A 20515-nucleotide genomic window follows, 5' to 3' on the forward strand; every position below is an offset into this window, starting at 1 on the left:
CGGGGGACGCCCATGTCGATATCCGTCGCAAGCACCATCGCCCTGTCCGCTTTGCGGGCGGCGCAGGTCGGTATCAGCGTCACCTCTTCCAACATCGCCAACGCGGACGTCGACGGCTACACCGTCAAGACTGCTAATCAGGTGTCGACGGTGTCGGCCTCGACCGGTTCCGGTACGGCTGTCGCCTCGATCACCGGCGGTGTCGACAAGTACGTGTTCGCATCCCTGATCTCCGCCAACGCCGAAGTTGGGGCCGCTTCGGTCACCGCGAGCTACACCGACCGCCTACAGGCGCTGATGGGATCGACGACGGGCAGCGAAGATGGCGGGACATCCGTGGCGACGCTGGTGACCGATCTCCAAACTGCCGTCAACTCGCTCGCTTCGTCGCCCGAGGACGACACAGTCCAAAGCGAGGTTATAGCGGCGGCCGACAGCTTGGCGAGTTCGCTGCGCGAGACCTCGTCTTCGATCCAGAGTCTGAGGTCCGATGCCGACCGACAGATCGCCGACGACATCGGTACCATCAACGATGCGCTTGAGACCATCGATGACCTCAATGACGCGATCCTGGCCGCGAAGGCGAAGGGAACCTCAACCGCGGATCTCGAGGATCAACGCAATGCCGCCATCGAGACCATTTCCGGGCTGATCGACATCAAGACGACCACCGCTTCCAATGGGGCGATCTACATCTCCACCACTGGCGGCACCGCACTGCTCACCAGTTCCGTGCACCAGCTGAGCTTCAGCGCGTCGGCGACCGTAAGCTCCAGTTCGGTGTTGAGTGGTGTCTCGGTGGATGGCAAGGACATCACCGACGAGCTCTCCAGCGGTGAGGTTGGCGGCCTCCTGACCTTGCGCGACACCACGTTGGTCGAGGCGCAGGATGAACTCGACGCGCTGGCGAACGCCCTGATCGATACCATGAACGCGGTGACCGCCGATGGCTCGGCAGTGCCGGCGCCTGAAAGCCTCAGCGGCATTACGGAAGTATCGTCATCGACCGCTCTGTCGGCGTCCGGCAGTGTCCGCATCGCGCAGGTCGACGAGGATGGGGCGCTGGTCGCCTACACCGACCTCGATCTTTCCAGCTACGCCACGGTCGGCGATCTGGTTTCGGCTCTTGACGCCATCGACGGCATCGATGCCTCCCTCGACGGTGATGGCAAGTTGACCATCACCTCGACGACGACGGGTGCTGGTGTCGCCATCGGAGCGCTTGATGGCGACATGACTGGTGACGGCACCAGCTTCTCGAGTTACTTCGGTCTCAACGCCTTGTTCAGCGGGAGCAGCGCCGCCAACATCTCATTGTCTTCGGCGATTGCCGATGATGCGGGCGCTCTCGCCATCGGCACGCTCTCGACCTCGACGACGGTTGGGGCGACGGTGCTGACCTCCGGCTCGACGACGGTGGCCGATGGGTTGCTCGCGGCGATGACCGAAACGCAATCGTTCGAGGCCGTAGGAGGCATAGGTTCTTCCACCGTCACCCTCGGCGATTATGCGGCTCGCATAGTCTCCGATTTTGCCAGCCGGGCTTCGAGTGCCGAGGAGGCGGAAACCAGCGCGGAAACGCTGGCGACCTCACTCGCGGACACCATCGCCTCGCGGTCGGGCGTGAACATAGACGAGGAGACGGCGAAGTTGTCCGATTACCAGGCGCTTTACTCGGCGGCCGCTCAGATCATCCAGGCGGCCAACGACATGTTCGAGGCGCTGTTGTCGGCCGCCAAGTCGGCTTGAAGAACGGGAAGATATGCCAATGGGCATGCGTGTCGCTACCTTCGCTTCGTCCGACCGTCTGTTGCAGGCGGCGCTGAAGATACAGGCCAAGCAAGCCGAGGCGACGCTGCAACAGGCGTCCGGACAGATTTCCGAGGATTATGGCGGTCTCGGCAGAGCGGCCGGATCTGTTGTCTCGTTGCAGTCGTCGATCTCGATGTCCAAGGCCTATGCCGAGGCGGCAAGCACGGCCGGCAATCGCGTCGAGGCGATGTACGATGCCGTCGACAGCATCATCGACCAGATCACCGGCATGAAGGCGACCCTGTCATCCTTCTCGTCGACGACCAGCGGGACCGACGAGCTGAAGGTTACGGCCGAGGAGATGCTGGAGAGTCTTGCCTCGCTCATGAACACTCAACTCGGCGGTCGCTACCTTTTCTCGGGCAGCGCCGTGGAGATCGCGCCCATCGATTTGGGGAGTCTCGCGTCGGCAACCACGCCGTCAACCTCCGACACCAGCTACTACAAGGGAGACGAAGCGGCTGCGTCGGTGAAAGTTTCATCCGAACAGACGGTCACCTATGGCGTTACCGCTGATGACGAGAATTTCGAGAAAGCACTCAGGGCCTTGTCGCTGGTCGCGTCCGGAGCCACCGACGATGACACGCTGTCGGAAGCAAGCGACCTCCTGGACGAAGCGATCAGCGGTCTCGCCACCGTGCAGACCCGTCTGTCGCTCAATGCTTCAGCGCTAAAAACGGCGATCAGCGATCAGGAGACCTATCAGGACTTCGCCGACAACCTCGCAACCAGTCTCAGCGGCGTGGACGTCGCCGTTGTGGCTGCCGAGATGTCTGCCTACGAGACCCAACTGCAGGCGGCATATGCCGCTATCGGCAACATCGCCAGCCTAAAGCTGTCGAGCTATCTGTCCTGACGGGCTGGGCAAGCCGCGGGGAAGCAAAAGAGTTTCGAGCGGGGCGCATTTACCGTCCGTTCATGTCGTTTTGCCACAGCCCCGGTTTTTTTGTCGTACTTTTCAAAGCTGCCTTGTCTTTGCCTCAAAATCGTTTCATCCAACACGTGGCGACTGAGCCAACCTGAGCCGACTTCGCCTATACGCGGCTCTCTTTTCGGGCAAATCAAGGTGACCTCCCAGACCATGTCTCCGACGGTCGACGTCGGGCTGTCGCGCGTCAACGAGCAGGTGCTGCTCGCCATCTCCCTGATCGTCGCGTCGACGTTGCTCTTCGCTGCCTGCGATGTGGGCGCCAAGTTCATCCAGAATGAAGCCAGCGCCGAGAAGATCGCTTGGTGGAGAAATCTGACCTATGTGATCGTGGCCGTTCCGTTTGCGCTACGCCGCGAGGGGACGGCGGTGTTTCGCCCCACGCACCCGTGGCTCAACATTCTGCGCGGATTGGCGGCGATCTGCGGCACCATCCTGTTCCTGCTCGGCCTGCAGCATCAAACCATCCCCGACGCGACGGCGATCGCCTTCGTTTCGCCGGTGTTCGTGATGGCGCTGTCGATCGTGTTTCTCGGAGAGATCGTAGGCGTGCGACGTTGGCTTGCGGCGCTGGTCGGCTTTACCGGTGTGCTGATCATCGTCCAGCCGGGAACCTCGAGTTTTCATTACGCATCGATTTTCACGTTGGTGGCGGCGTTTGTCGGCGCTTTCTCGACCATTCTGACGCGCAAGGCGGTGCGCGACAGCGCCGAGACCATGATGGTCTGGACGTCGGTCATCGGTCTCTTGGTGACGACGACGCTCGTCTGGCGCGAGATCGGAGAAACGTCCTGGCACGAGGTCGTCTTCGGACTTGCCGGCGGCCTGTTCTTTGCTCTGGGCCAGATCTGTTGCGTGTTCGCCTATCGCATGGCGCCCGCCTCCCTGCTTGCTCCCTTCAGCTACGTGCAGATGATTTCCGCTACGGCCGTGTCCTATCTGGTGTGGAGCATTGTGCCGGGCGTGACCACGACCATTGGCGCCTCGCTGATTGTTGCCAGTGGACTTTATTCGTTGCATCGCGAGCGATTGCGCGCCCGTCAGCGGCTTGAGGCCTTGAAGTTGTAGTTTGCAGAAGCTGACCGGTTGCTTGCGTGGACCGCGACAGCCACAATGGTCCCAGCTGATCGGTCGCATCGCGACCGTCAACGGGGGAAGCCGGGATGGACATGTCAACGCCGGCCGCGCCGACAACGATCGTGATGGAGCGTCCGCCGGTGGCGTTCGGGCCCGTTCGACGCGCCGGGCTCGTCCATTTCAGGCTTTGGGCGCCGAATCTGGCTGAGGTTTCGCTGGCAATCGAAGGGCGCGACCCCGTGCCCATGGAGGGCGGTGACGACGGTTGGTTCACCCTGACGACTGCCGCTCCAGATGGCTGTCGCTATCGTTTTCTTCTCTCCGATGGCACCCTGGTTCCCGATCCAGCCAGCCGATTCCAGCCGGAGGACGTACACGGACCGAGCGAGGTCGTTCCCCAGGATATCTTTGGCTGGTCGGACCACCGGTGGCGTGGTGTTTCGTGGAATGAGGCGGTGATCTACGAGTTGCACTTCGGCACGTTTACGCCGGAGGGCACATTCCGCGCCGCCGCTGCAAAGCTTCCCTACCTGAAGTCGCTCGGCGTCACGGTCATCGAGATCATGCCGATCGGCGATTTTCCCGGTCGATGGAGCTGGGGTTATGACGGGGTGCTGCTGTTCGCCCCCGACAGCCGCTACGGGCGCCCCGACGATCTCAAGTTCTTCGTCGACCGCGCCCATGCGCTCGGTCTCGCCGTGCTGCTGGACGTTGTCTACAACCATTTTGGCCCGGACGGAAACTACCTGCCGCTGCTGGCTCCGGCCCACACCGACCGATATGCGACGCCTTGGGGGGAGGCCATCGACTATGGTCCGCGCGAGACGACGTCCATGCGCGATCTCGTACTCGCCAACGTCCGAATGTGGATTGGAGAGTTTCATCTGGACGGGTTGCGCATCGACGCCGCTCACGAGATTCGCGATGTGGACCCCGGTCACATACTGGAGGACATCGCCGAGGCCGCTCGGGCCGCAGGCGGTGACCGGAAGATACATCTTGTCCTGGAGAGCGCCCGACTGGAACCTGATCGGATACCGCCGGTCGGTGGCTTTACCGCTCAATGGAACGACGATCTTCATCATGCACTTCACGCCGCCGCGACCGGCGAGACCGACAGGGACTACGCCGATTACGCTGGGAGGCCGGATATTCTGGCACGGGCTCTCGCCGAGGGAGTGCTGTCTTGCGACGAGGCGGCGCCGGCGGTTTCTCCGCCTCAGGTCGCGTTCGTCTCGTTCCTTCAGAATCACGACCAGATAGGAAATCGGGCGCATGGCGAGCGGATCGGCATGCTGGCCCCGCCGGCCGCCGTTCGGGCGGCGACGGCTGCTTTCCTCCTGGCTCCACAGATCCCAATGCTGTTTCAAGGTGAGGAGTGGGCCGCGACTGCTCCGTTTCCCTTCTTTTCCGATCTCGCACCGGCGTTCGTCTCGGCGGTAAGGGAGGGGCGGATCGCCGCTTTCGCAGTCGATCCGGGCGATCTGCTCGATCCTTTTGCTCCCGCAACCTTCGAAGCCGCCCGGCTCGATTGGAGCGAGCAAAGCCTTAGGCATCATGCCCGGTTGCTCGATTGGCACCGCGCCATTCTGCGTGTTCGCCGTCGAGAGATCGCACCGCTTGTCGCGGGCATCCGAGGTGCAGGTCATTGGCAGGTGGACGACGGCGTTATCCGCATCGCATGGCAGGGGGAGGCGAGGGATCTGATGCTGACCCTCAACCTTGCTCCCAGGCAGGCGCCGTTGCCGGCTCCCCTGACGGGCAAGCCCATCTGGCGGGAAGGGCGAGCGGCGAACGGCCTATGCTCGCCGTGGTTCGTTGCCTGGTCGGTTCGGCGGCGGGAGAGATAGCCCCCCGCCGCCGTGAGCTCAGAGGGCGAGACGCAAGATTTCCGCGATGGCTTTGCTGTCGAGCTTGACGAAGTTGCCAAGCGTTCGGCTGTCGTCGCCGGTGCCCTTCTTTGCCATTTCCTCGATCCGGTCGTCGTGGATGCCCAGCGAGGCGAGCGTCGTGCCGAGGCCGATCCTGTGGAAGAACGCCTCGAGGCGGGCAATGCCCTCACGCGCGGTCGCCTCCTTGTCGAACACGTCGAGTTCGACGTTCCAAACGCGCACCGCCCACTGGACGAAGCGGTCGATGTCATGGTGGAGCACGTATTTCATCCAGGCCGGGAAGACAACCGCAAGGCCGGCGCCGTGGGCGACGTCGTAGATTCCGGAGACTTCGTGCTCGATGTCGTGCGAGGCCCAGTCGCCAATGCGACCGGTGTTGAGCAGATTGTTGTGGGCGATGGTGCCGGCCCACATCAGCTCCGACCAAGCGTCATAGTCGTCCTGGTTGGCCAGCACCTTGGGGGCCTGGGCGATAACCGTCTTCATGGTCGCTTCGATCAGCCGGTCGGTGAAGGCGACATTGGTCACGTTGGTGAAATAGCGCTCCATCAGATGCGCCATGATGTCGGCGGCGCCACAGGCCACCTGGAACGGCGGCAGGGTGGCGCAAAGGGCCGGGTTGAGGATCGAGAAGCGCGGGTAGAGGAACGGGCCTCCGACCGCGCGTTTCAGCCAGCCGTCCTCATTGGTGATCACCGTGCCGTCGCTTGACTCCGAGCCCGCGGCCGGAATGGTCAGCACGGTACCGATGGGGAGCGCGTCGGTCGGCGTACCCTTGCCGACGTAGAAGTCCCAGACGTCGCCGTCGATCACGGCTCCCATGGCGATCGCCTTGGCCGAGTCGATGGCGCTGCCGCCGCCGACCGCGAGGATGAAGCCCAGCCCGTGCTGCTTGCAAAGGCGCACGCCCTCGTGGACCAGGGAAAGGCGCGGATTCGGCTTGACCCCGGCGAGCTCGACCCACTCGACGCCAGCTGCCTTGAGCGAGGCGCAGACGCGATCGTAAAGGCCGGACGCCTTGATCGAGCCGCCACCATAGTGAAGCAGAATCTTGCGGCTGTAGCGGGCGGTTTCCACGCCGACCGATGTCTCGCTGTCCCGGCCGAAGACGATCTTGGTCGGATTGAGGAAGGTGAAGTTCTCCATTGCGTCTCTCCCGTCTACCGGCGGTCCCTTTTTTGATGGACGGCGCGGACTTGGGCGCAACCTATGCGCCCGAGACGATCGACACAACGGGCAAGGAAGCGCTCACGCCAGCTCGAAGGCCAAGTCGCCGAGTCTCGTCTTCTGACGAGATGGCCAAGGCTAAGGACGGGAGTGGAGCGCCACTGTGCGACTGCTGCCGACTACATCGGACAGGGCGCACCGGTTCTCGTGCTCAGAGCGTACGGGCCGAGGCCAAGGTGTCGACGATCTTGTCGTAGACCTGGATCGGTGCCGGCCGTCCGATGATGTAGCCCTGGATCTCCGGACAGTGTTCCTGGGCGAGGAAGCTGCGCTGTTCTTCGGTCTCGACGCCTTCGGCAATGACGGGAATGCCTAGGCCGCGGCACAAGCCTATGACGGCTCGGATGATCGTCGTCGCCTGCTCGGTGCGTCCTATGGACTGCACGAAGCTCTTGTCGATCTTGATCTTGTCGAATGGAAAGGCCTGCAGATAGGAGAGCGACGAGTAGCCTGTGCCGAAGTCGTCCATGGCGATGCGTACGCCCATCGCCTTGATCCGCCTCAGCATACCGACAATGTGGGCGAAGTCGCCGAGCAGGATGCCTTCGGTGATCTCCAGCTCGAGCCGGGATGGCGGCAAGCCCGTGTCGATCAGCGTCTGCTGAATGAGGCGAGGCAGCTCGCCGTGCTGAAACTGGATCGGCGACAGGTTGACGGCGACGGTGAGCGGATGTGTCCAGCCGGCCGCCGTGCGGCAGGCCTCTTCGAGCACCCACTCCGACATGTCGAGGATCAGGTTGGATTCCTCGGCCAGTGGAATGAATTTCTCGGGCGAGATGGGGCCGCGTGTGGGATGCGTCCATCTCATCAGGGCCTCGAAGCCGAAGATCCGTCCGTTGATCTCCGCCTGTGGCTGGAAGTGCAGGGATAACTCTCCATTGCGAAGAGCATGTCCCAGATCTGCCTGCAGCACCCAACGGTCGCGAATGACCTGGTCGGCCTTGGACTCGTAGACGCGGACCTGACCGCGCGCCTCGGACTTGACGTGATAGAGCGCGGCTCCGGCATTGGCGAGCAGCAGTGAGCCGCTGTCGCCGTCATGCGGGTAGGTGGCGACGCCTATGCTGATCCCTATGCGGATGGACTTGTCGTCAACGACGATGTCCTTCGAGAAAACGCTCTGGGCCAGCGCCGCCAGTCGACGAGAGGCGTTCGGCTGGTCCGGATCGTTGGAGATCATCACGAACTCGTCGCCGCCAGGGCGGAAGACCAGGCCGTCGCCTGCTATATCGACCAGACGCCGCGCCGCTTCCTTCAGGACCTTGTCGGCCACGGCGTGGCCGTAGAGGTCGTTGAGCGTCTTGAAGCGGTCGATGTCGACGCTGAGGAGACCGAAGCGTGCCTGCGTCGCCGTCGCGGCAAAGATGCCGTCGGCAAGGCGCACCATCATCGCTTCTCTGTTGGGCAGGCCTGTCAGGGCGTCATGCTGCGAGAGGTAGGCGATCTGCTCCTCGGCGCGGCGCTTTTCGGTGACGTCCATCGTCACGCCGACAATGAACCGTGGCGAGCCGTCGGGGTTGCGAACCACCATGCGGGTGATCGTCAGGAGCCGGGTGCCGTTGGGTGTCGAGACGGTTTCCGAGGCGGTAAGTTGCTTCACCCCGCCCGACAGGAGCTCGTCTTCCTCGGCCTCGGCGGCGATAGCTACCCGCTCGCCGAAAATCTGGCGGGCGCTCTTGCCGATGAAGTCCTCGCGCATACAGCCGAACAGAAGTTCGCCCGCCCGATTCAGCAAGATGTATTTCCGACTGACAGGATCCTTGGCGAACAAAGCTGCCGGCACGTTCTCGATGATCGTGTCGAGAAACTCTCGTGTCGCTTCCAACTCGTCGGAGGCGCGCTTGCGCTCGGTGACGTCGATCGCCGTCACCAGCACCGCCTGCCGGCCGTTGTGGAGCTGTTTTCGAGAAAAGACTTCGACGTCGATTTCAGTCCCGTCGGCTTTGAGGTGTCGGAACAGCTGGTTGCCGCTTTGCGTGTCGACCCCGTTTCGAATTGCCACGAGCGCTTCGGCCCTCAACCGCTCCGGGCGCATGTCCAAAACGCTCATGTTCATGAACTGATGGACGGTGTAGCCGTAGCGGGAAACGGTCGCGCGATTGACTGCCAGGAAGCGCAGCGTCTCGGAGTCGAACAAATACATCGGAACGGGGCTGTCTTCGAACAGCAGCCTGGAGGCTGCCTCCCGTCGCTTGAACTCGCTTATGTCGACACGGATGCCAACGCGTCCGCCGTCCGCCATCCGGCGCTCTTCAACGCGAATCCAGCGTCCGTCTGCGCGGTGCTGTTCCTCGATGCTATTTGGAAGAGCGTGCCGCTCGAGACGCGCCTTGAGCCATTCCTCCTCGCGGCCGCGGGCATCGACATAGGCGCCGCGCTCCAGACCAAGGCGCAGCATTGTCTCGAACGAGCGCCCCTCGACGAGAAAGCCTTCGAGCTCCGGATAGAACTCAAGGTAACGCTGGTTCCAAAGAACGATCCGATCATCGGCATCGAAGACCGCAATTCCCTCCGACACTGTGTCAAGCGCAAGGGTCACCAGGGCGTTCTTGTCGGTCTTCTCGACGCTCAACGCATCGGTTCGCCCGTCGATCCTCCCAAGCTCCGTCGCCAGGTTTTCGTAGGTCGACCCGATAGCCTCTAGAAGCGCGGGCAGGTCGACTTCTCCGTTGGCGCGCGTCGCCTCGGAAAGCTGGTGTGCCAAGAGCTCGGTTGCTCGTTGACTTCCCGCCTTCTCGCCGAGGCCCGGCTCTTGGCGTGTGTCGCTCTCCCGGTCGGACATCAAATCGAGTGTTCTCCTCGGGAACAAAGGGTTATCCGGTGTAGTCAGCGAACGACCCATTCACTGAAAGGCCTAATTTCGGCGGTCTCACGTATCGGAATCGAGCCGCCGTTACTTGTCCCATATCGCGGCCGTTTGCATCAATGTCTCGGGCGCGCAGCCTTTCGTCGAGTTGATCGCCGCCAGTCCAGACGTTTAACTGCGTGATGCAGCTCTATTGGGAGAGCTGGCCTTGAACGACTCATTTTCAACCTATCGGTGTGTGCAAGCATTCCTGATTTTCATACTACAATCTATCTATCAATTTTATCATGATTGCAAGGTTCCGCAGATTGAGGGCTCGTTTGGAGTCTATTACGCATTCTGCTCGAAGAATATATTAACATCTGAACTGCGCTTGTTTGGCGTGGAATTCTGTTGAAATATTTATCAAGGGCAACGAAAATGATCCGGCGAGACTATTTGCCTTAGTCTCTGGTGTCAGAGACTTGGGATTTTTAGCGTATGCCATGTCCTTTGAGATCGTTACGACGCCTTGTGCGTCGGACCGTGCCTCGGGGCGGCGAGGAAAGTTGGTCCTGAAATGAGCTTGCTCAAGGATGGATATTACCTTTCTCGACCGCGCAAAGAAATTCCAGAACTGTCGTCCTTCCTCCGGGCGTGATGGAATGAAATTCGTTGCTGGGGCTGAGGAGGAAAAATCCATCTCAGGCCGCTGAGGCGCCAAAACGAGCGTCGTATGATCGAGCTGGGAGAGAAATCCATGAGCAAGTCGCTGCATCCCGAGACCCTTGCGCTTCACGGCGGCAGTTTCCGTGCCGATCCCTCTACTGGCTCGGTCGCGGTGCCCATCCACCAGACAACGTCCTATCAGTTCCAGGATGCGGGGCACGCGGCCCGTCTGTTCGGTCTCCAGGAACTCGGCTTCATCTATACCCGCCTGGGAAATCCGACGCAGGATGCGCTTGAAACTCGCATCGCCGCGATCGAAGGCGGTTCTGCGGCCGTTGCCGTTTCTTCCGGGCAGGCCGCGACCACCTTCGCCATCCTCAATCTGGCGTCTGCCGGCGACAACATCGTTTCCTCGACCGATCTCTACGGGGGAACCTGGACGCTTCTTGCCGATACGCTCAGCCAGTTCGGTATCGAGGTCCGTTTCGTCGATCCCGCCGACCCGGAGAACTTCCGAAAGGCGACCGACGAACGTACCCGGGCTTACTATGCCGAGCTGTTGCCCAACCCCAAGCTCAACGTTTTTCCGGTAAAGGAGGTGGCCGACATCGGCCGGCCTCTCGGCATTCCGCTTATCATCGACAACACGGCGGCGCCGTTGCTGTCCAAGCCGTTCAAGCACGGAGCGGCGGTGGTGGTCTATTCGGCCACCAAGTACATCGGCGGTCATGGCACGTCGATCGGGGGGCTGATCGTCGATGGCGGCAATTTCGAGTGGGACAAGTTCCCGGAGCGCCAGCCTCTGCTCAACACGCCCGATCCGGCCTATCACGGCGCCATCTGGGCCGAGGCGGCCAAGCCGCTCGGACCGATTGCCTTTGCTCTGCGCGTCCGCGTCAAGCTGTTGCGCGACGTCGGCGCGGCCATTTCGCCATTCAATGCCTTCCAGCTCATCCAAGGGCTCGAGACGCTGCCGCTCAGAATTCGCCAACACGTGGCGAACGCCGAAAAGGTGGCCGACTATCTTGCCGGTCACTCCGCAGTGACGAGCGTCATCTACCCGAAGCTACAGGATGGTGAGTTCCGCCGCCGCGCCGATACCTATCTCGAGGGCGGGTACGGCGCTCTGCTTGGCTTCGAACTCAAGGGCGGCATTGAGGCTGGCCGTAAGTTCATCGATGCGCTGAAGCTGCTCTACCATGTCGCCAACATTGGCGATGCGCGATCGCTGGCCATTCATCCGGCATCGACCACGCATTCGCAGCTGACTGCCGAGGAGCAACTGAAGACCGGTGTCACGCCGGGCTACGTGCGCCTGTCGATCGGCATCGAACACCCGGACGACATCATCGCCGATCTCGATCAGGCGCTGGCCGCCGCGTCGGAAACGGTTGCCACTGCCGCCGAGTAGTCGTCGTTTCTTCAGAAGAATGGGCCGGCGCTGAGGTTCATGGCGCCGGCCTTTTGCTTCTCTACACGAAATAGTGGCTTTTCATTCTGTCGCGTACAGTCGAGAATGCCTCCAAAGTGCAGTTCTGGGAACCGCTTGGAGGAATGCCATGCCGACCTATCGTCCGCCCGCCATTCCGGCATCCGAAATCACGCCACGTTCGGTCTATCTTCGTCGTCGCGAGTTCATGGGGCTCATGGCCGGGGCAGGGGTGATGCTTGGCGTCGGTGGGGCTCGTGCCGAGGCGCCGGCAACTTCGCCGCTCAAGACGGTGCCTGGCCCCTACAAGGTGGATGAGCCGCTCACGTCACGGGAAGATGTGACCACCTACAACAACTTCTATGAGTTTGGCACCGACAAGGCCGACCCGTCGCGCCATTCCGGCGATTTCAAACCGCGTCCGTGGACCATCACCGTGGATGGACTGGTCGGCAAGCCACAGACCTTCGATGTCGACAAGCTGATCGCCGAGCTGCCCATCGAGGAGCGGATCTATCGCATGCGCTGCGTCGAAGCGTGGTCGATGGTGATCCCCTGGGACGGTTTTCCGCTGAAGGCGCTGCTCGACAAGGTGGAGCCGCTGGGTTCGGCCAAGTACGTGGCCTTCGAGACGGTGGTTCGGCCCGAGGAGATGCCGGGGCAGAAGGGCTACTTCCAGCCCATGCCATGGCCCTATGTCGAGGGGCTGCGTCTCGACGAGGCGCTTCATCCGCTCACCATCCTCGCGGTCGGTCTCTATGGCGAAACGCTCCCCAACCAGAATGGAGCGCCCATCCGCCTCGTGGTGCCCTGGAAGTATGGTTTCAAGGGGATCAAGTCGATCGTCCGCATTTCGCTCGTCGAAAAGCAGCCGCCCAACTCCTGGAACTCGCTTCAGGGCAGCGAGTATGGCTTCTACGCCAACGTCAATCCCGAGGTGGACCACCCGCGTTGGAGCCAGGCGACTGAGCGACGCATCGGCGCAAGCGGCTTTTTCGGCTCTGGCCGGCGCCCGACGCTGATGTTCAACGGCTATGCCGACGAGGTGGCGAGCCTCTATGCCGGGATGGACCTGAGGGCAAACTACTGATGGCGTCGGATCGGTCGCCCCTCGTCGAAACGTTTGCCGGCTGGGGCATCTATGTTGTCGGCTTCATTCCGGCGGTCTGGAGCTTCTGGCTCGGGGCGACGGGCGGTCTTGGGGCCGATCCGGTTCGTGCCTTCGAACAGACGCTCGGCCTGTGGGCGCTGCGCTTTCTCGTTCTGACGCTGGCCGTCACCCCGCTTCGTCAGTTGGCGGGTATCAACCTTCTGCGCTTTCGGCGTGCTCTCGGTCTTCTCGCCTTTTGGTACGCCGCGATGCATTTCAGTGTCTACCTGACGCTCGATCGCGGCCTCATCTGGAGCACGATCATTCCCGATATCGCGCGGCGGCCGTTCATCACGTTGGGCTTTGCAGCCTTGATGTTTCTGCTGCCGCTGGCCTTGACCTCCAACCGGTTGTCGATCCGTCGACTGGGGAAGAACTGGCGGCGGCTGCACCGTCTCGTCTACGTCGCAGCGTCGCTCGCCGCCGTTCACTACCTCTTGGCGACAAAGGTGCTCGATCCCACGCAAGCCGCTCATATCGGGTTGGTGCTGCTGCTGCTCGGCTATCGCCTGGTTCGAGCGCTGCTGGTCCGGCGGCCCGAGCGACGGGCAGCCTGAATGGCCCCGATGCAAGAAGGGCGTCCGAACACAAGGTCCGAACGCCCTTATCTCCTCCCGGCCGGCCGCCAATCGGGAGAACGGCGGCCACGCCCTTTCAGCAGACCGAGTGGCCCGCTTCAAGCTCGGAAATCATGCCGACGCGGCGAGCGTGCCGCCCGCCTTCGAACTCGGCATTGAGGAACTCGTCGACGATCATCAACGCGAGATCCTGGCCGACGACGCGGGCGCCGAAGGCGAGCATGTTGGCGTTGTTGTGCTGGCGCGACAGCTTGGCGGTGTAAGGCTCCGAACAGACGACGCAACGGATGCCCTTCAGCTTGTTGGCGGCAAGCGAAATGCCGAAGCCGGTGCCGCAGATGGCAATGCCAAGCTGCGCGCCGCCGGCAAGCACCACCCGCGCCGCCTTCTCGCCCCACTTGGGGTAGTCGGTGCTCTCGGTCGACGTCGGACCGACGTCCTCGACCGCATATCCTCGCGTTTCCAGGTGGGCGACGACGGCCCGCCTGAGGTCGATACCGGTGTGGTCGGACGTGATGACGATTTTGGTCTTGTCGCTCATGGCTCTGCGCCCATGCTGTTGTCTAGCTGATCGGTGCCAGAACACCGCGGAAGTCAGCTTCCCCTAACACTCATGTCTGACAAATTCCAGCATCCATGCCGCGAGTAACGTCTTCGTGCCAATACGCATCGCGCGCAGTCACTCCGTTGGCATAGCCTCGCCGTCGATCCGGTCCAGACGAACGGCGAGAGCGGTTCCCGGCTCGTCGCACTCCACCCGTACAGGCCCGCTTTCTCGGCATTCGACCAGCTCGCCCGCCTCGGCCCGTATCGTGGTTTTTCCGGCATTCACCGTGACGCCGCCGCCTGCGGCGAAGACATAGGCAAGCTCGGCGGGAGCTAGGCCGGCTCCAGCAACCTCGACCTTGGCGGCAACCTTGTCGCGCGCCGTCATCACGTTGAAGTCGCGTGACGGGCCGCGAACGACCGTGGCGGTCGTCCGCCAATCGCCCGAAAATGCCAGCGGTTCGAACGATCGCAGTGAGACGCTCTGTCTCGAACCGGCAAAGTCGAGATCGAAGCCCTCGCCATCTATCAGGGTGATCACCCGGTCGATGCCGGGAAGCGGCGAGAAGGGGCCGGGCTCGATCACATCGGCAACCGACAGGCGCCAGAGCAGGGCGCCTGTCGCGTCGTCCTGACGCACGAGCTCCAGCGTCGTGCCTCGACCGTTCTGCCAGGGCAGGCGACGGAACTCGGTCGCCGTCAGAAGCCGGATGCTCATTTCCCGAGCATCGGCAGGTCGAGATCCTTCTCGCGAGCGCATTCGACGGCGATGTCGTAACCGGCGTCGGCGTGGCGCATCACGCCCGTCGCCGGATCGTTGTGCAGGACGCGGGCGATACGCCGGTCGGCATCCTCGCTGCCGTCGCAGACGATCACCATGCCCGCATGTTGCGAGAAGCCCATGCCGACGCCGCCGCCGTGGTGCAGCGACACCCAGGTTGCGCCGGAAGCAGTGTTGAGCAGCGCGTTGAGGAGCGGCCAGTCGGAGACGGCGTCGGACCCATCGCGCATTGCCTCCGTTTCGCGGTTCGGCGAAGCGACCGAGCCACTGTCGAGGTGGTCGCGGCCGATGACGATCGGCGCCTTGACGATACCCTGCCGGACCATCTCGTTGAAAGCGAGGCCGAGGCGGGCGCGGGCGCCGAGCCCGACCCAGCAGATGCGAGCGGGCAGGCCCTGGAAGGCGATGCGCTCGGCGGCCATGTCGAGCCAGTTGTGAAGGTGCGGATTGTCGGGCAGCAGTTCCTTGACCTTTGCGTCGGTCGCGGCGATGTCTGCCGGATCTCCCGATAGCGCGGCCCAGCGGAACGGTCCGATGCCCCGGCAGAACATTGGCCGGATATAGGCCGGGACGAAGCCGGGGAAGGCAAAGGCATTCTTTTCGCCGGCATCGAAGGCGCGCTGGCGGATGTTGTTGCCGTAATCGAAGACGGGGACGCCGAGCGTCTGGAAATCGAGCATGGCGCGGACGTGCTCTCGTATCGAAGCCGTGGCGGCGGCGATCACCGTCTCGGGTTCGACCTTGGCACGCTCGCGATACTCTTCCCAGGTCCAGCCGGACGGAAGGTAGCCGTTGAGCGGGTCGTGGGCCGATGTCTGGTCGGTGACGAGGTCGGGCCGCACGCCGCGCCGAACCAGCTCCGGCAGCACGTCGGCGGCATTGCCGAGCAGGGCGATGGAGACGGCTTCGCCTTTACCGGTATGCTCGGCGACGAGGCGCAGCGCGTCGTCGAGGTCCTTCGCCTGCTTGTCGACGTAGCGGGTTCGCAGGCGGAAATCGATGCGCGACTGCTGGCACTCGACGACCAGCGCGCAGGCGCCTGCCATCACGGCGGCAAGCGGTTGGGCGCCGCCCATGCCGCCGAGGCCTGATGTCAGCACCCAGCGCCCCTTGAGGTCGCCGTCATAGTGCTGGCGCCCGGCCTCCACGAAGGTCTCGTAGGTGCCCTGCACGATACCCTGCGCGCCGATGTAAATCCACGAGCCGGCCGTCATCTGGCCGTACATCATCAGTCCCTCGGCATCGAGCTTGTTGAAGTGCTGCCAGTTCGCCCAGTTGGGGACCAGATTCGAGTTGGCGATCAGGACGCGCGGCGCGTCCTTGTGCGTGCGGAACACCCCGACCGGCTTGCCGGACTGGACGAGCAGAGTTTCGTCGTCTTCGAGGCGCTCGAGCGTACTGATGATGGTGTCGAAGCACTCCCAGTCGCGGGCGGCGCGACCGATGCCACCATAGACAACCAGTTCCTTTGGGTTCTCGGCGACATCGGGATCGAGGTTGTTCATCAGCATGCGGAGCGGCGCCTCCGTCAGCCAGCTCTTGGCCCGAAGCGTGGTGCCCCTGGGTGCGCGGATTTCCACGTCACGATATCGCGTGTTGCTCGGCATGATGATCCCCTGTCTTGTCTATACAAGATAGAAGCACCGGCACGGGCAAGTGTCAATGGAGAGGGTAATGGGCCTTTGGGGAGTGCCCTCAGGCCGAGCCTGCGGTCTGCCGGCTCTCGATGCGACTGCGCCCGCCTGGCATCAGCAGGCGCACCGAGGTGACGACCCGCTCGCCCGAGAAGGTGCGACGTCGGATCAGCAGGCAGGGGTCTCCGCGAGCAATGGCCAGAAGCTTGGCCTCCCAGGAGGCGGGAAGAACGGCCTCGACCGTATGTTCGACCGTTGTCCAGGGCGCCACGGCGCTCAGATAGCTGTTAGGTGTGCGGGCGGAAAAGTCTTGAGCAAGATAGTCCGGGGCCAGGGTCGGATTGACATATCTGTCTTCGAGCTGGACCGGGATGTCGTTCTCGAGGTGGATGACCAGCGAATGGTAGACGGGAACGCCGAGTTCCACGCCCAACTCGTCGGCAAGCTCGGGTGTCGCCTTCACCTCGTCTTTCATCACGGTCTGCGCCGCGTGGGCGTGGCCGCGCTCGCGGATTTCGTCGGCGATGTTGCGCACCTTGAACACGGAGGTCTGGCTCTTGCCCTCGGCGACGAAGGTTCCAAGTCCCTGGATGCGCAGCAGGACACCGTCTGCCGCAAGCTCGCGCAGTGCCCGGTTGATGGTCATCCGGCTGAGGCCGAGCGTGGCGACAAGCTCGTTCTCGGAAGGGATGCGATGGCGGGCGGGCCATTCGCCGCTACCGATCCGTCCGAGAATCATCTGTTTGACCATGGCATAGTGCGGGGGAGTCCCACCTTGACGTTCGCTGACGTCGCTCATTTTCTAGGCACTCCCTAAAAATGGTCAGAGGCGAATGGATTCGGCTTGCGGCCTAAGAATTTTCCTCTACAGTGCTTGTATGTACAAGCGTGAGGTTTCGCGAACAAGATGGTAACAGATAACCATCAATTACTTTTCGCCGAAAGAGCCTTGCTGATTGATGGCTGGGCCGAAGACGTCGTCTTTGCCGTTGACGTCGACGGGCGGATCGTCTCGATCGAACGTCAGGCCGATGCGGGCGACGCCAAGCGGCTTGGCGGACCGGTCATCCCGGCGGTGGCCAATCTCCATTCGCACGCCTTCCAGCGCGCCATGGCCGGACTGACGGACGTTGCAGGGCAGGGGGACGACAGCTTCTGGACCTGGCGCGAGGAAATGTACCGGCTGGTGTCACTGCTGACGCCCGATGACGTCGTGGCGATCGCGGCCAAACTGCAGATGGAGTTGCTGAAGGGCGGCTTCGGGCGCGTTGCCGAGTTCCACTACCTTCATCATGGTCCGGACGGTCGTCCCTATGGCGAACCGGCCGACATGTCGCTGGCGATGCTGCGGGCCGCGGAACAATCCGGCATCGGGCTGACCCTGCTGCCGGTGTTCTATGCTCACTCGGACTTCGGCGGAGCGGCGCCGACTGCCGGCCAGCGCCGGTTCATTCACGACGTCGACGGCTTTCTGACGCTGCTGCATGGTCTTGTCGAGCCGTGTCGTGCGATCGGCGCGAGGCTCGGCCTTGCCTTTCATTCCCTGAGAGCCGTGACCGGCGACGAGATCGCGGCCATCATGAAGGCGGTGCCGGAACATGCGCCCATTCACATCCATGTGGCCGAGCAGGAGGGAGAGGTGTCGGCTTCCCTTGCTCATTCGGGGCGACGCCCGGTCGAGCGGCTCTATGACATGGCCGATGTCGACGAGCGCTGGTGCCTGGTTCACGCGACCCACGTTACCGACGTCGAGATGGCAATGATTGCCGGCTCAGGCGCCGTCGTCGGTCTCTGCCCGACGACCGAGGCGGATCTCGGTGACGGCATCTTTCCCGGCTCCGACTTCCTTTCCGTCGATGGGCGTTTCGGCATTGGCACGGACAGCCACGTCGCCACGTCGGTTGCCGACGAGTTGCGCTTACTTGAGTATGGGCAGCGGCTGCGTGAACGTCGTCGGAATCGAATGGCCGGGCGGCCGGGCGCGTCGGTTGGTCGTACGCTGTTCGATCGCGCGCTTGCCGGCGGCGCTCAGGCGGCGGGTGTCGCGGGGGACGGGCTTTCAGAGGGTGCGCCCGCAGATCTCGTGGTGTTGGACGACCGTTCGCCGTATCTGGCTTCGGTGGACGGCGACGCGATTCTCGATCGCTGGATTTTCGGTGGATTGGGGCCGGTCGTGCGCGACGTGATGATCGGAGGCCGCTGGCTGGTGGAGGATGGCCGCCACCCCGAGGAGGAAAAGATCGACCGGGCATTCGGCGCGGCGCTCGCTCGCCTTAGGGCATGAAAAGCCAGCCGGCATGCGGTAGATGTGACGAGAGTACAGAAGAAGCCGGAGTGCTTCGCAAAACCAGAGGAGAACACCATGAGTCTTCGCAGTCTTGTTGCCGCATCCACCTTGTTCGCCGTGCTGGCCGTGCCGGCATCGGCCAAGGACTGGACGGAAGTCACGATCGCGCTCGAGGGCGCCTATGCGCCCTGGAACCTGACCGACGCCAACGGCAAGATCGTCGGTTTCGAGCCCGACCTTACAGAGTATCTTTGTGCCCATGCCAAGTTGAAATGCACGCTGATCTCGCAGGACTGGGACGGCATGATCACCGCGCTCAATGCCGGCAAGTTCGACGTCATCATGGATGCGTTGTCGATCACTCCGGAGCGCAAGGAGGTGATCGATTTCACCGTTCCCTACGCCGCGACGCCCGCCGTCTTCGCCGCGCCCAAGGATAGCGACCTTGCCAACCTTGCGGGCACCGGTTCGGTGATCAAGCTCGCGGGCACCATGGATGGGGGCGATGCCGTCGAGACGCTCAAGAAGGCGTTGACCGGCAAGATCATCGGCATCCAGGCTTCGACGGTCTATGCCGGTTTCATCTACGACAACTTCAAGGACGTTGCCGAGATCAAGGAGTACAAGACCTCGGCCGAGCGCGATCTCGACCTCTCGGCTGGTCGCATCGATGCCGGCTTCGATGATGCCACTTACTTCCTGGGCGCCTTCGAGAGCGCCGACAATGCCGATCTGGCCTTCACCGGCCCCGAAATCGCCGGTCCGATCTGGGGCGAGGGAGAAGGTCTCGGCATCCGCAAGTCCGATCCGGAGCTGAAGGCGCTGTTCGACGAGGCGATCAAGGCCGCCGTCGCCGACGGCACCGTGAAGAAGCTGTCGGAGAAGTGGTTGAAGGTCGACGTCACCCCCTGATGTGACAGGAAGCTCCCGGACTGGTGATGGCGGATACGATCCGCTAAAGGGTCCGGGAGCGCCGACGGAGAGCCTTGATGTCCTGGATTGACCTGATCGGCTTCGGTGAGCATGGCCGGGGCGCCATTCTCCTGTGGGCTACGGGCATGACGCTGGCCGTCACCGCCGCGTCGCTTGCAATCGGAGCGCTGCTCGGCGCCATCATTTCTGCGGCCAAACTGTCGGCGTCTCGCCCGGCGCGCTGGCTTGGCGATGCCTACACCACGGTGTTTCGGGGCGCGCCGGAACTTCTGATCATCTATCTCGTCTATTTCGGTGGTTCGCAGGCGGTCACCGCCATCGGGCAATGGCTCAACTACGAGGGATTCCTGGGGCTGCCCTCCTTTCTGGCTGGCGCCATTGCCGTGGGGTTGATCTCCGGCGCCTATCAGGCGGAAGTCTATCGCGGCGCGTATCAGGCGGTCTCTCGGGGCGAACTCGACGCTGCTCGTTCGATCGGCATGGGGACGATGTTGCGCTTCCGTCGCATCTTGGCGCCGCAAATTCTTCGATTCTCGCTGCCGGGGCTCGGCAATGTCTGGCAGCTCAGTCTCAAGGACTCGACCCTGGTGTCGGTGACGGGCCTTGCCGAGCTGATGCGAACCTCCCAGATCGCCGCCGGCTCCACCAAGCAATACTTTCTGTTCTTCATCGTCGGTGGGGCGCTCTATCTCGTGCTGACGACGCTGTCCGACCGCGTCTTCGGTTTCGCCGAGCGACGCGTCGCCAGAAGCTTCCGCCACAGTCTCGGTCGGCGCTAGGGAGGAGG

16 protein-coding genes are annotated in these 20515 nt (G+C 62.8%); 10 read left to right on the plus strand and 6 right to left on the minus strand.

The annotated features are described in order from the left end of the window. Positions 1-12: 12 nt before the first annotated feature. From flgK to treZ, 4 genes are all read left to right on the plus strand, one after another. Positions 13-1749 carry a flagellar hook-associated protein FlgK gene (gene flgK / locus M4J40_RS21245; protein ID WP_251756405.1) on the plus strand — a complete coding sequence of 579 codons (1737 nt, stop codon included), beginning with the start codon at positions 13-15 and terminating at the stop codon, positions 1747-1749. 25 nt (positions 1750-1774) lie between these two features. Beyond that, positions 1775-2668: a flagellin gene (locus tag M4J40_RS21250; protein ID WP_251756406.1), complete on the plus strand. Its 894-nt coding sequence runs from the start codon at positions 1775-1777 to the stop codon at positions 2666-2668. Between the two features lie 225 nt (positions 2669-2893). Beyond that, the gene (locus M4J40_RS21255) at positions 2894-3808 is read left to right on the plus strand and encodes a DMT family transporter (protein ID WP_251756407.1); all 915 of its coding nucleotides are present in this window, start codon (positions 2894-2896) and stop codon (positions 3806-3808) included. A gap of 95 nt (positions 3809-3903) precedes the next feature. Next, positions 3904-5667 carry a malto-oligosyltrehalose trehalohydrolase gene (gene treZ, locus M4J40_RS21260; RefSeq protein ID WP_251756408.1) on the plus strand — a complete coding sequence of 588 codons (1764 nt, stop codon included), beginning with the start codon at positions 3904-3906 and terminating at the stop codon, positions 5665-5667. An 18-nt stretch (positions 5668-5685) separates the two neighbouring features. Here the strand turns inward: treZ and M4J40_RS21265 are convergent, their stop codons facing one another. Together M4J40_RS21265 and M4J40_RS21270 are read right to left on the minus strand one after the other, a co-directional pair. After that, entirely contained in the window at positions 5686-6855 is a 1170-nt protein-coding gene (locus M4J40_RS21265; RefSeq protein WP_251756409.1) for an iron-containing alcohol dehydrogenase, read from the minus strand. A 232-nt stretch (positions 6856-7087) separates the two neighbouring features. After that, the gene (locus tag M4J40_RS21270) at positions 7088-9718 is read right to left on the minus strand and encodes an EAL domain-containing protein (protein ID WP_251756410.1); all 2631 of its coding nucleotides are present in this window, start codon (positions 9716-9718) and stop codon (positions 7088-7090) included. Between the two features lie 763 nt (positions 9719-10481). Here M4J40_RS21270 and M4J40_RS21275 point away from each other — a divergent pair. From M4J40_RS21275 to msrQ, 3 genes are all read left to right on the plus strand, one after another. Continuing rightward, positions 10482-11801, plus strand: a complete 1320-nt coding sequence (locus M4J40_RS21275; RefSeq protein ID WP_251756411.1) for an O-acetylhomoserine aminocarboxypropyltransferase/cysteine synthase family protein — start codon at positions 10482-10484, stop codon at positions 11799-11801. A 148-nt stretch (positions 11802-11949) separates the two neighbouring features. Beyond that, positions 11950-12909: a protein-methionine-sulfoxide reductase catalytic subunit MsrP gene (gene msrP / locus M4J40_RS21280; protein ID WP_251756412.1), complete on the plus strand. Its 960-nt coding sequence runs from the start codon at positions 11950-11952 to the stop codon at positions 12907-12909. Continuing rightward, a complete protein-coding gene (gene msrQ, locus M4J40_RS21285) occupies positions 12909-13526 on the plus strand; it encodes a protein-methionine-sulfoxide reductase heme-binding subunit MsrQ (RefSeq protein WP_251756413.1) in 618 nt (205 codons plus the stop codon). The genes msrP and msrQ overlap by 1 nt, the downstream gene beginning before the upstream one ends. 97 nt (positions 13527-13623) lie before the next feature. Here the strand turns inward: msrQ and rpiB are convergent, their stop codons facing one another. The 4 genes from rpiB to hutC all read right to left on the minus strand — a co-directional run bounded on the left by rpiB (position 13624) and on the right by hutC (position 17307). Next, positions 13624-14088: a ribose 5-phosphate isomerase B gene (rpiB, locus tag M4J40_RS21290; RefSeq protein WP_251756414.1), complete on the minus strand. Its 465-nt coding sequence runs from the start codon at positions 14086-14088 to the stop codon at positions 13624-13626. Positions 14089-14226: 138 nt separating this feature from the next. Continuing rightward, positions 14227-14811: a HutD family protein gene (locus M4J40_RS21295; RefSeq protein WP_251756415.1), complete on the minus strand. Its 585-nt coding sequence runs from the start codon at positions 14809-14811 to the stop codon at positions 14227-14229. Next, a complete protein-coding gene (gene hutU / locus M4J40_RS21300; protein ID WP_251756416.1) occupies positions 14808-16481 on the minus strand; it encodes a urocanate hydratase in 1674 nt (557 codons plus the stop codon). The genes M4J40_RS21295 and hutU overlap by 4 nt, the downstream gene beginning before the upstream one ends. A gap of 88 nt (positions 16482-16569) precedes the next feature. Continuing rightward, complete coding sequence (gene hutC / locus M4J40_RS21305; protein ID WP_251756417.1) at positions 16570-17307, minus strand: histidine utilization repressor; 738 nt, start codon at positions 17305-17307, stop codon at positions 16570-16572. Between the two features lie 108 nt (positions 17308-17415). Here hutC and hutF point away from each other — a divergent pair, with 108 nt between their 5' ends. From hutF to M4J40_RS21320, 3 genes are all read left to right on the plus strand, one after another. Further along, positions 17416-18792: a formimidoylglutamate deiminase gene (gene hutF, locus M4J40_RS21310; RefSeq protein WP_251756418.1), complete on the plus strand. Its 1377-nt coding sequence runs from the start codon at positions 17416-17418 to the stop codon at positions 18790-18792. 78 nt (positions 18793-18870) lie between these two features. Then, positions 18871-19707 carry a transporter substrate-binding domain-containing protein gene (locus tag M4J40_RS21315; RefSeq protein WP_251756419.1) on the plus strand — a complete coding sequence of 279 codons (837 nt, stop codon included), beginning with the start codon at positions 18871-18873 and terminating at the stop codon, positions 19705-19707. Between the two features lie 77 nt (positions 19708-19784). After that, the gene (locus M4J40_RS21320) at positions 19785-20507 is read left to right on the plus strand and encodes an ABC transporter permease (RefSeq protein ID WP_251756420.1); all 723 of its coding nucleotides are present in this window, start codon (positions 19785-19787) and stop codon (positions 20505-20507) included. Positions 20508-20515 lie beyond the last annotated feature (8 nt).

This window comes from Pleomorphomonas sp. JP5 (assembly GCF_023721815.1).
Lineage (GTDB): Bacteria > Pseudomonadota > Alphaproteobacteria > Rhizobiales > Pleomorphomonadaceae > Pleomorphomonas.

Bases quoted from the DNA above. Each gene is read 5' to 3' on its own strand.
- flgK (WP_251756405.1), top strand. From the start codon at position 13: ATGTCGATATCCGTCGCAAGCACCATCGCCCTGTCCGCTTTGCGGGCG.
- M4J40_RS21250 (WP_251756406.1), top strand. From the start codon at position 1,775: ATGCGTGTCGCTACCTTCGCTTCGTCCGACCGTCTGTTGCAGGCGGCG.
- M4J40_RS21255 (WP_251756407.1), top strand. From the start codon at position 2,894: ATGTCTCCGACGGTCGACGTCGGGCTGTCGCGCGTCAACGAGCAGGTG.
- treZ (WP_251756408.1), top strand. From the start codon at position 3,904: ATGGACATGTCAACGCCGGCCGCGCCGACAACGATCGTGATGGAGCGT.
- M4J40_RS21265 (WP_251756409.1), bottom strand. From the start codon at position 6,855: ATGGAGAACTTCACCTTCCTCAATCCGACCAAGATCGTCTTCGGCCGG.
- M4J40_RS21270 (WP_251756410.1), bottom strand. From the start codon at position 9,718: ATGTCCGACCGGGAGAGCGACACACGCCAAGAGCCGGGCCTCGGCGAG.
- M4J40_RS21275 (WP_251756411.1), top strand. From the start codon at position 10,482: ATGAGCAAGTCGCTGCATCCCGAGACCCTTGCGCTTCACGGCGGCAGT.
- msrP (WP_251756412.1), top strand. From the start codon at position 11,950: ATGCCGACCTATCGTCCGCCCGCCATTCCGGCATCCGAAATCACGCCA.
- msrQ (WP_251756413.1), top strand. From the start codon at position 12,909: ATGGCGTCGGATCGGTCGCCCCTCGTCGAAACGTTTGCCGGCTGGGGC.
- rpiB (WP_251756414.1), bottom strand. From the start codon at position 14,088: ATGAGCGACAAGACCAAAATCGTCATCACGTCCGACCACACCGGTATC.
- M4J40_RS21295 (WP_251756415.1), bottom strand. From the start codon at position 14,811: ATGAGCATCCGGCTTCTGACGGCGACCGAGTTCCGTCGCCTGCCCTGG.
- hutU (WP_251756416.1), bottom strand. From the start codon at position 16,481: ATGCCGAGCAACACGCGATATCGTGACGTGGAAATCCGCGCACCCAGG.
- hutC (WP_251756417.1), bottom strand. From the start codon at position 17,307: ATGAGCGACGTCAGCGAACGTCAAGGTGGGACTCCCCCGCACTATGCC.
- hutF (WP_251756418.1), top strand. From the start codon at position 17,416: ATGGTAACAGATAACCATCAATTACTTTTCGCCGAAAGAGCCTTGCTG.
- M4J40_RS21315 (WP_251756419.1), top strand. From the start codon at position 18,871: ATGAGTCTTCGCAGTCTTGTTGCCGCATCCACCTTGTTCGCCGTGCTG.
- M4J40_RS21320 (WP_251756420.1), top strand. From the start codon at position 19,785: ATGTCCTGGATTGACCTGATCGGCTTCGGTGAGCATGGCCGGGGCGCC.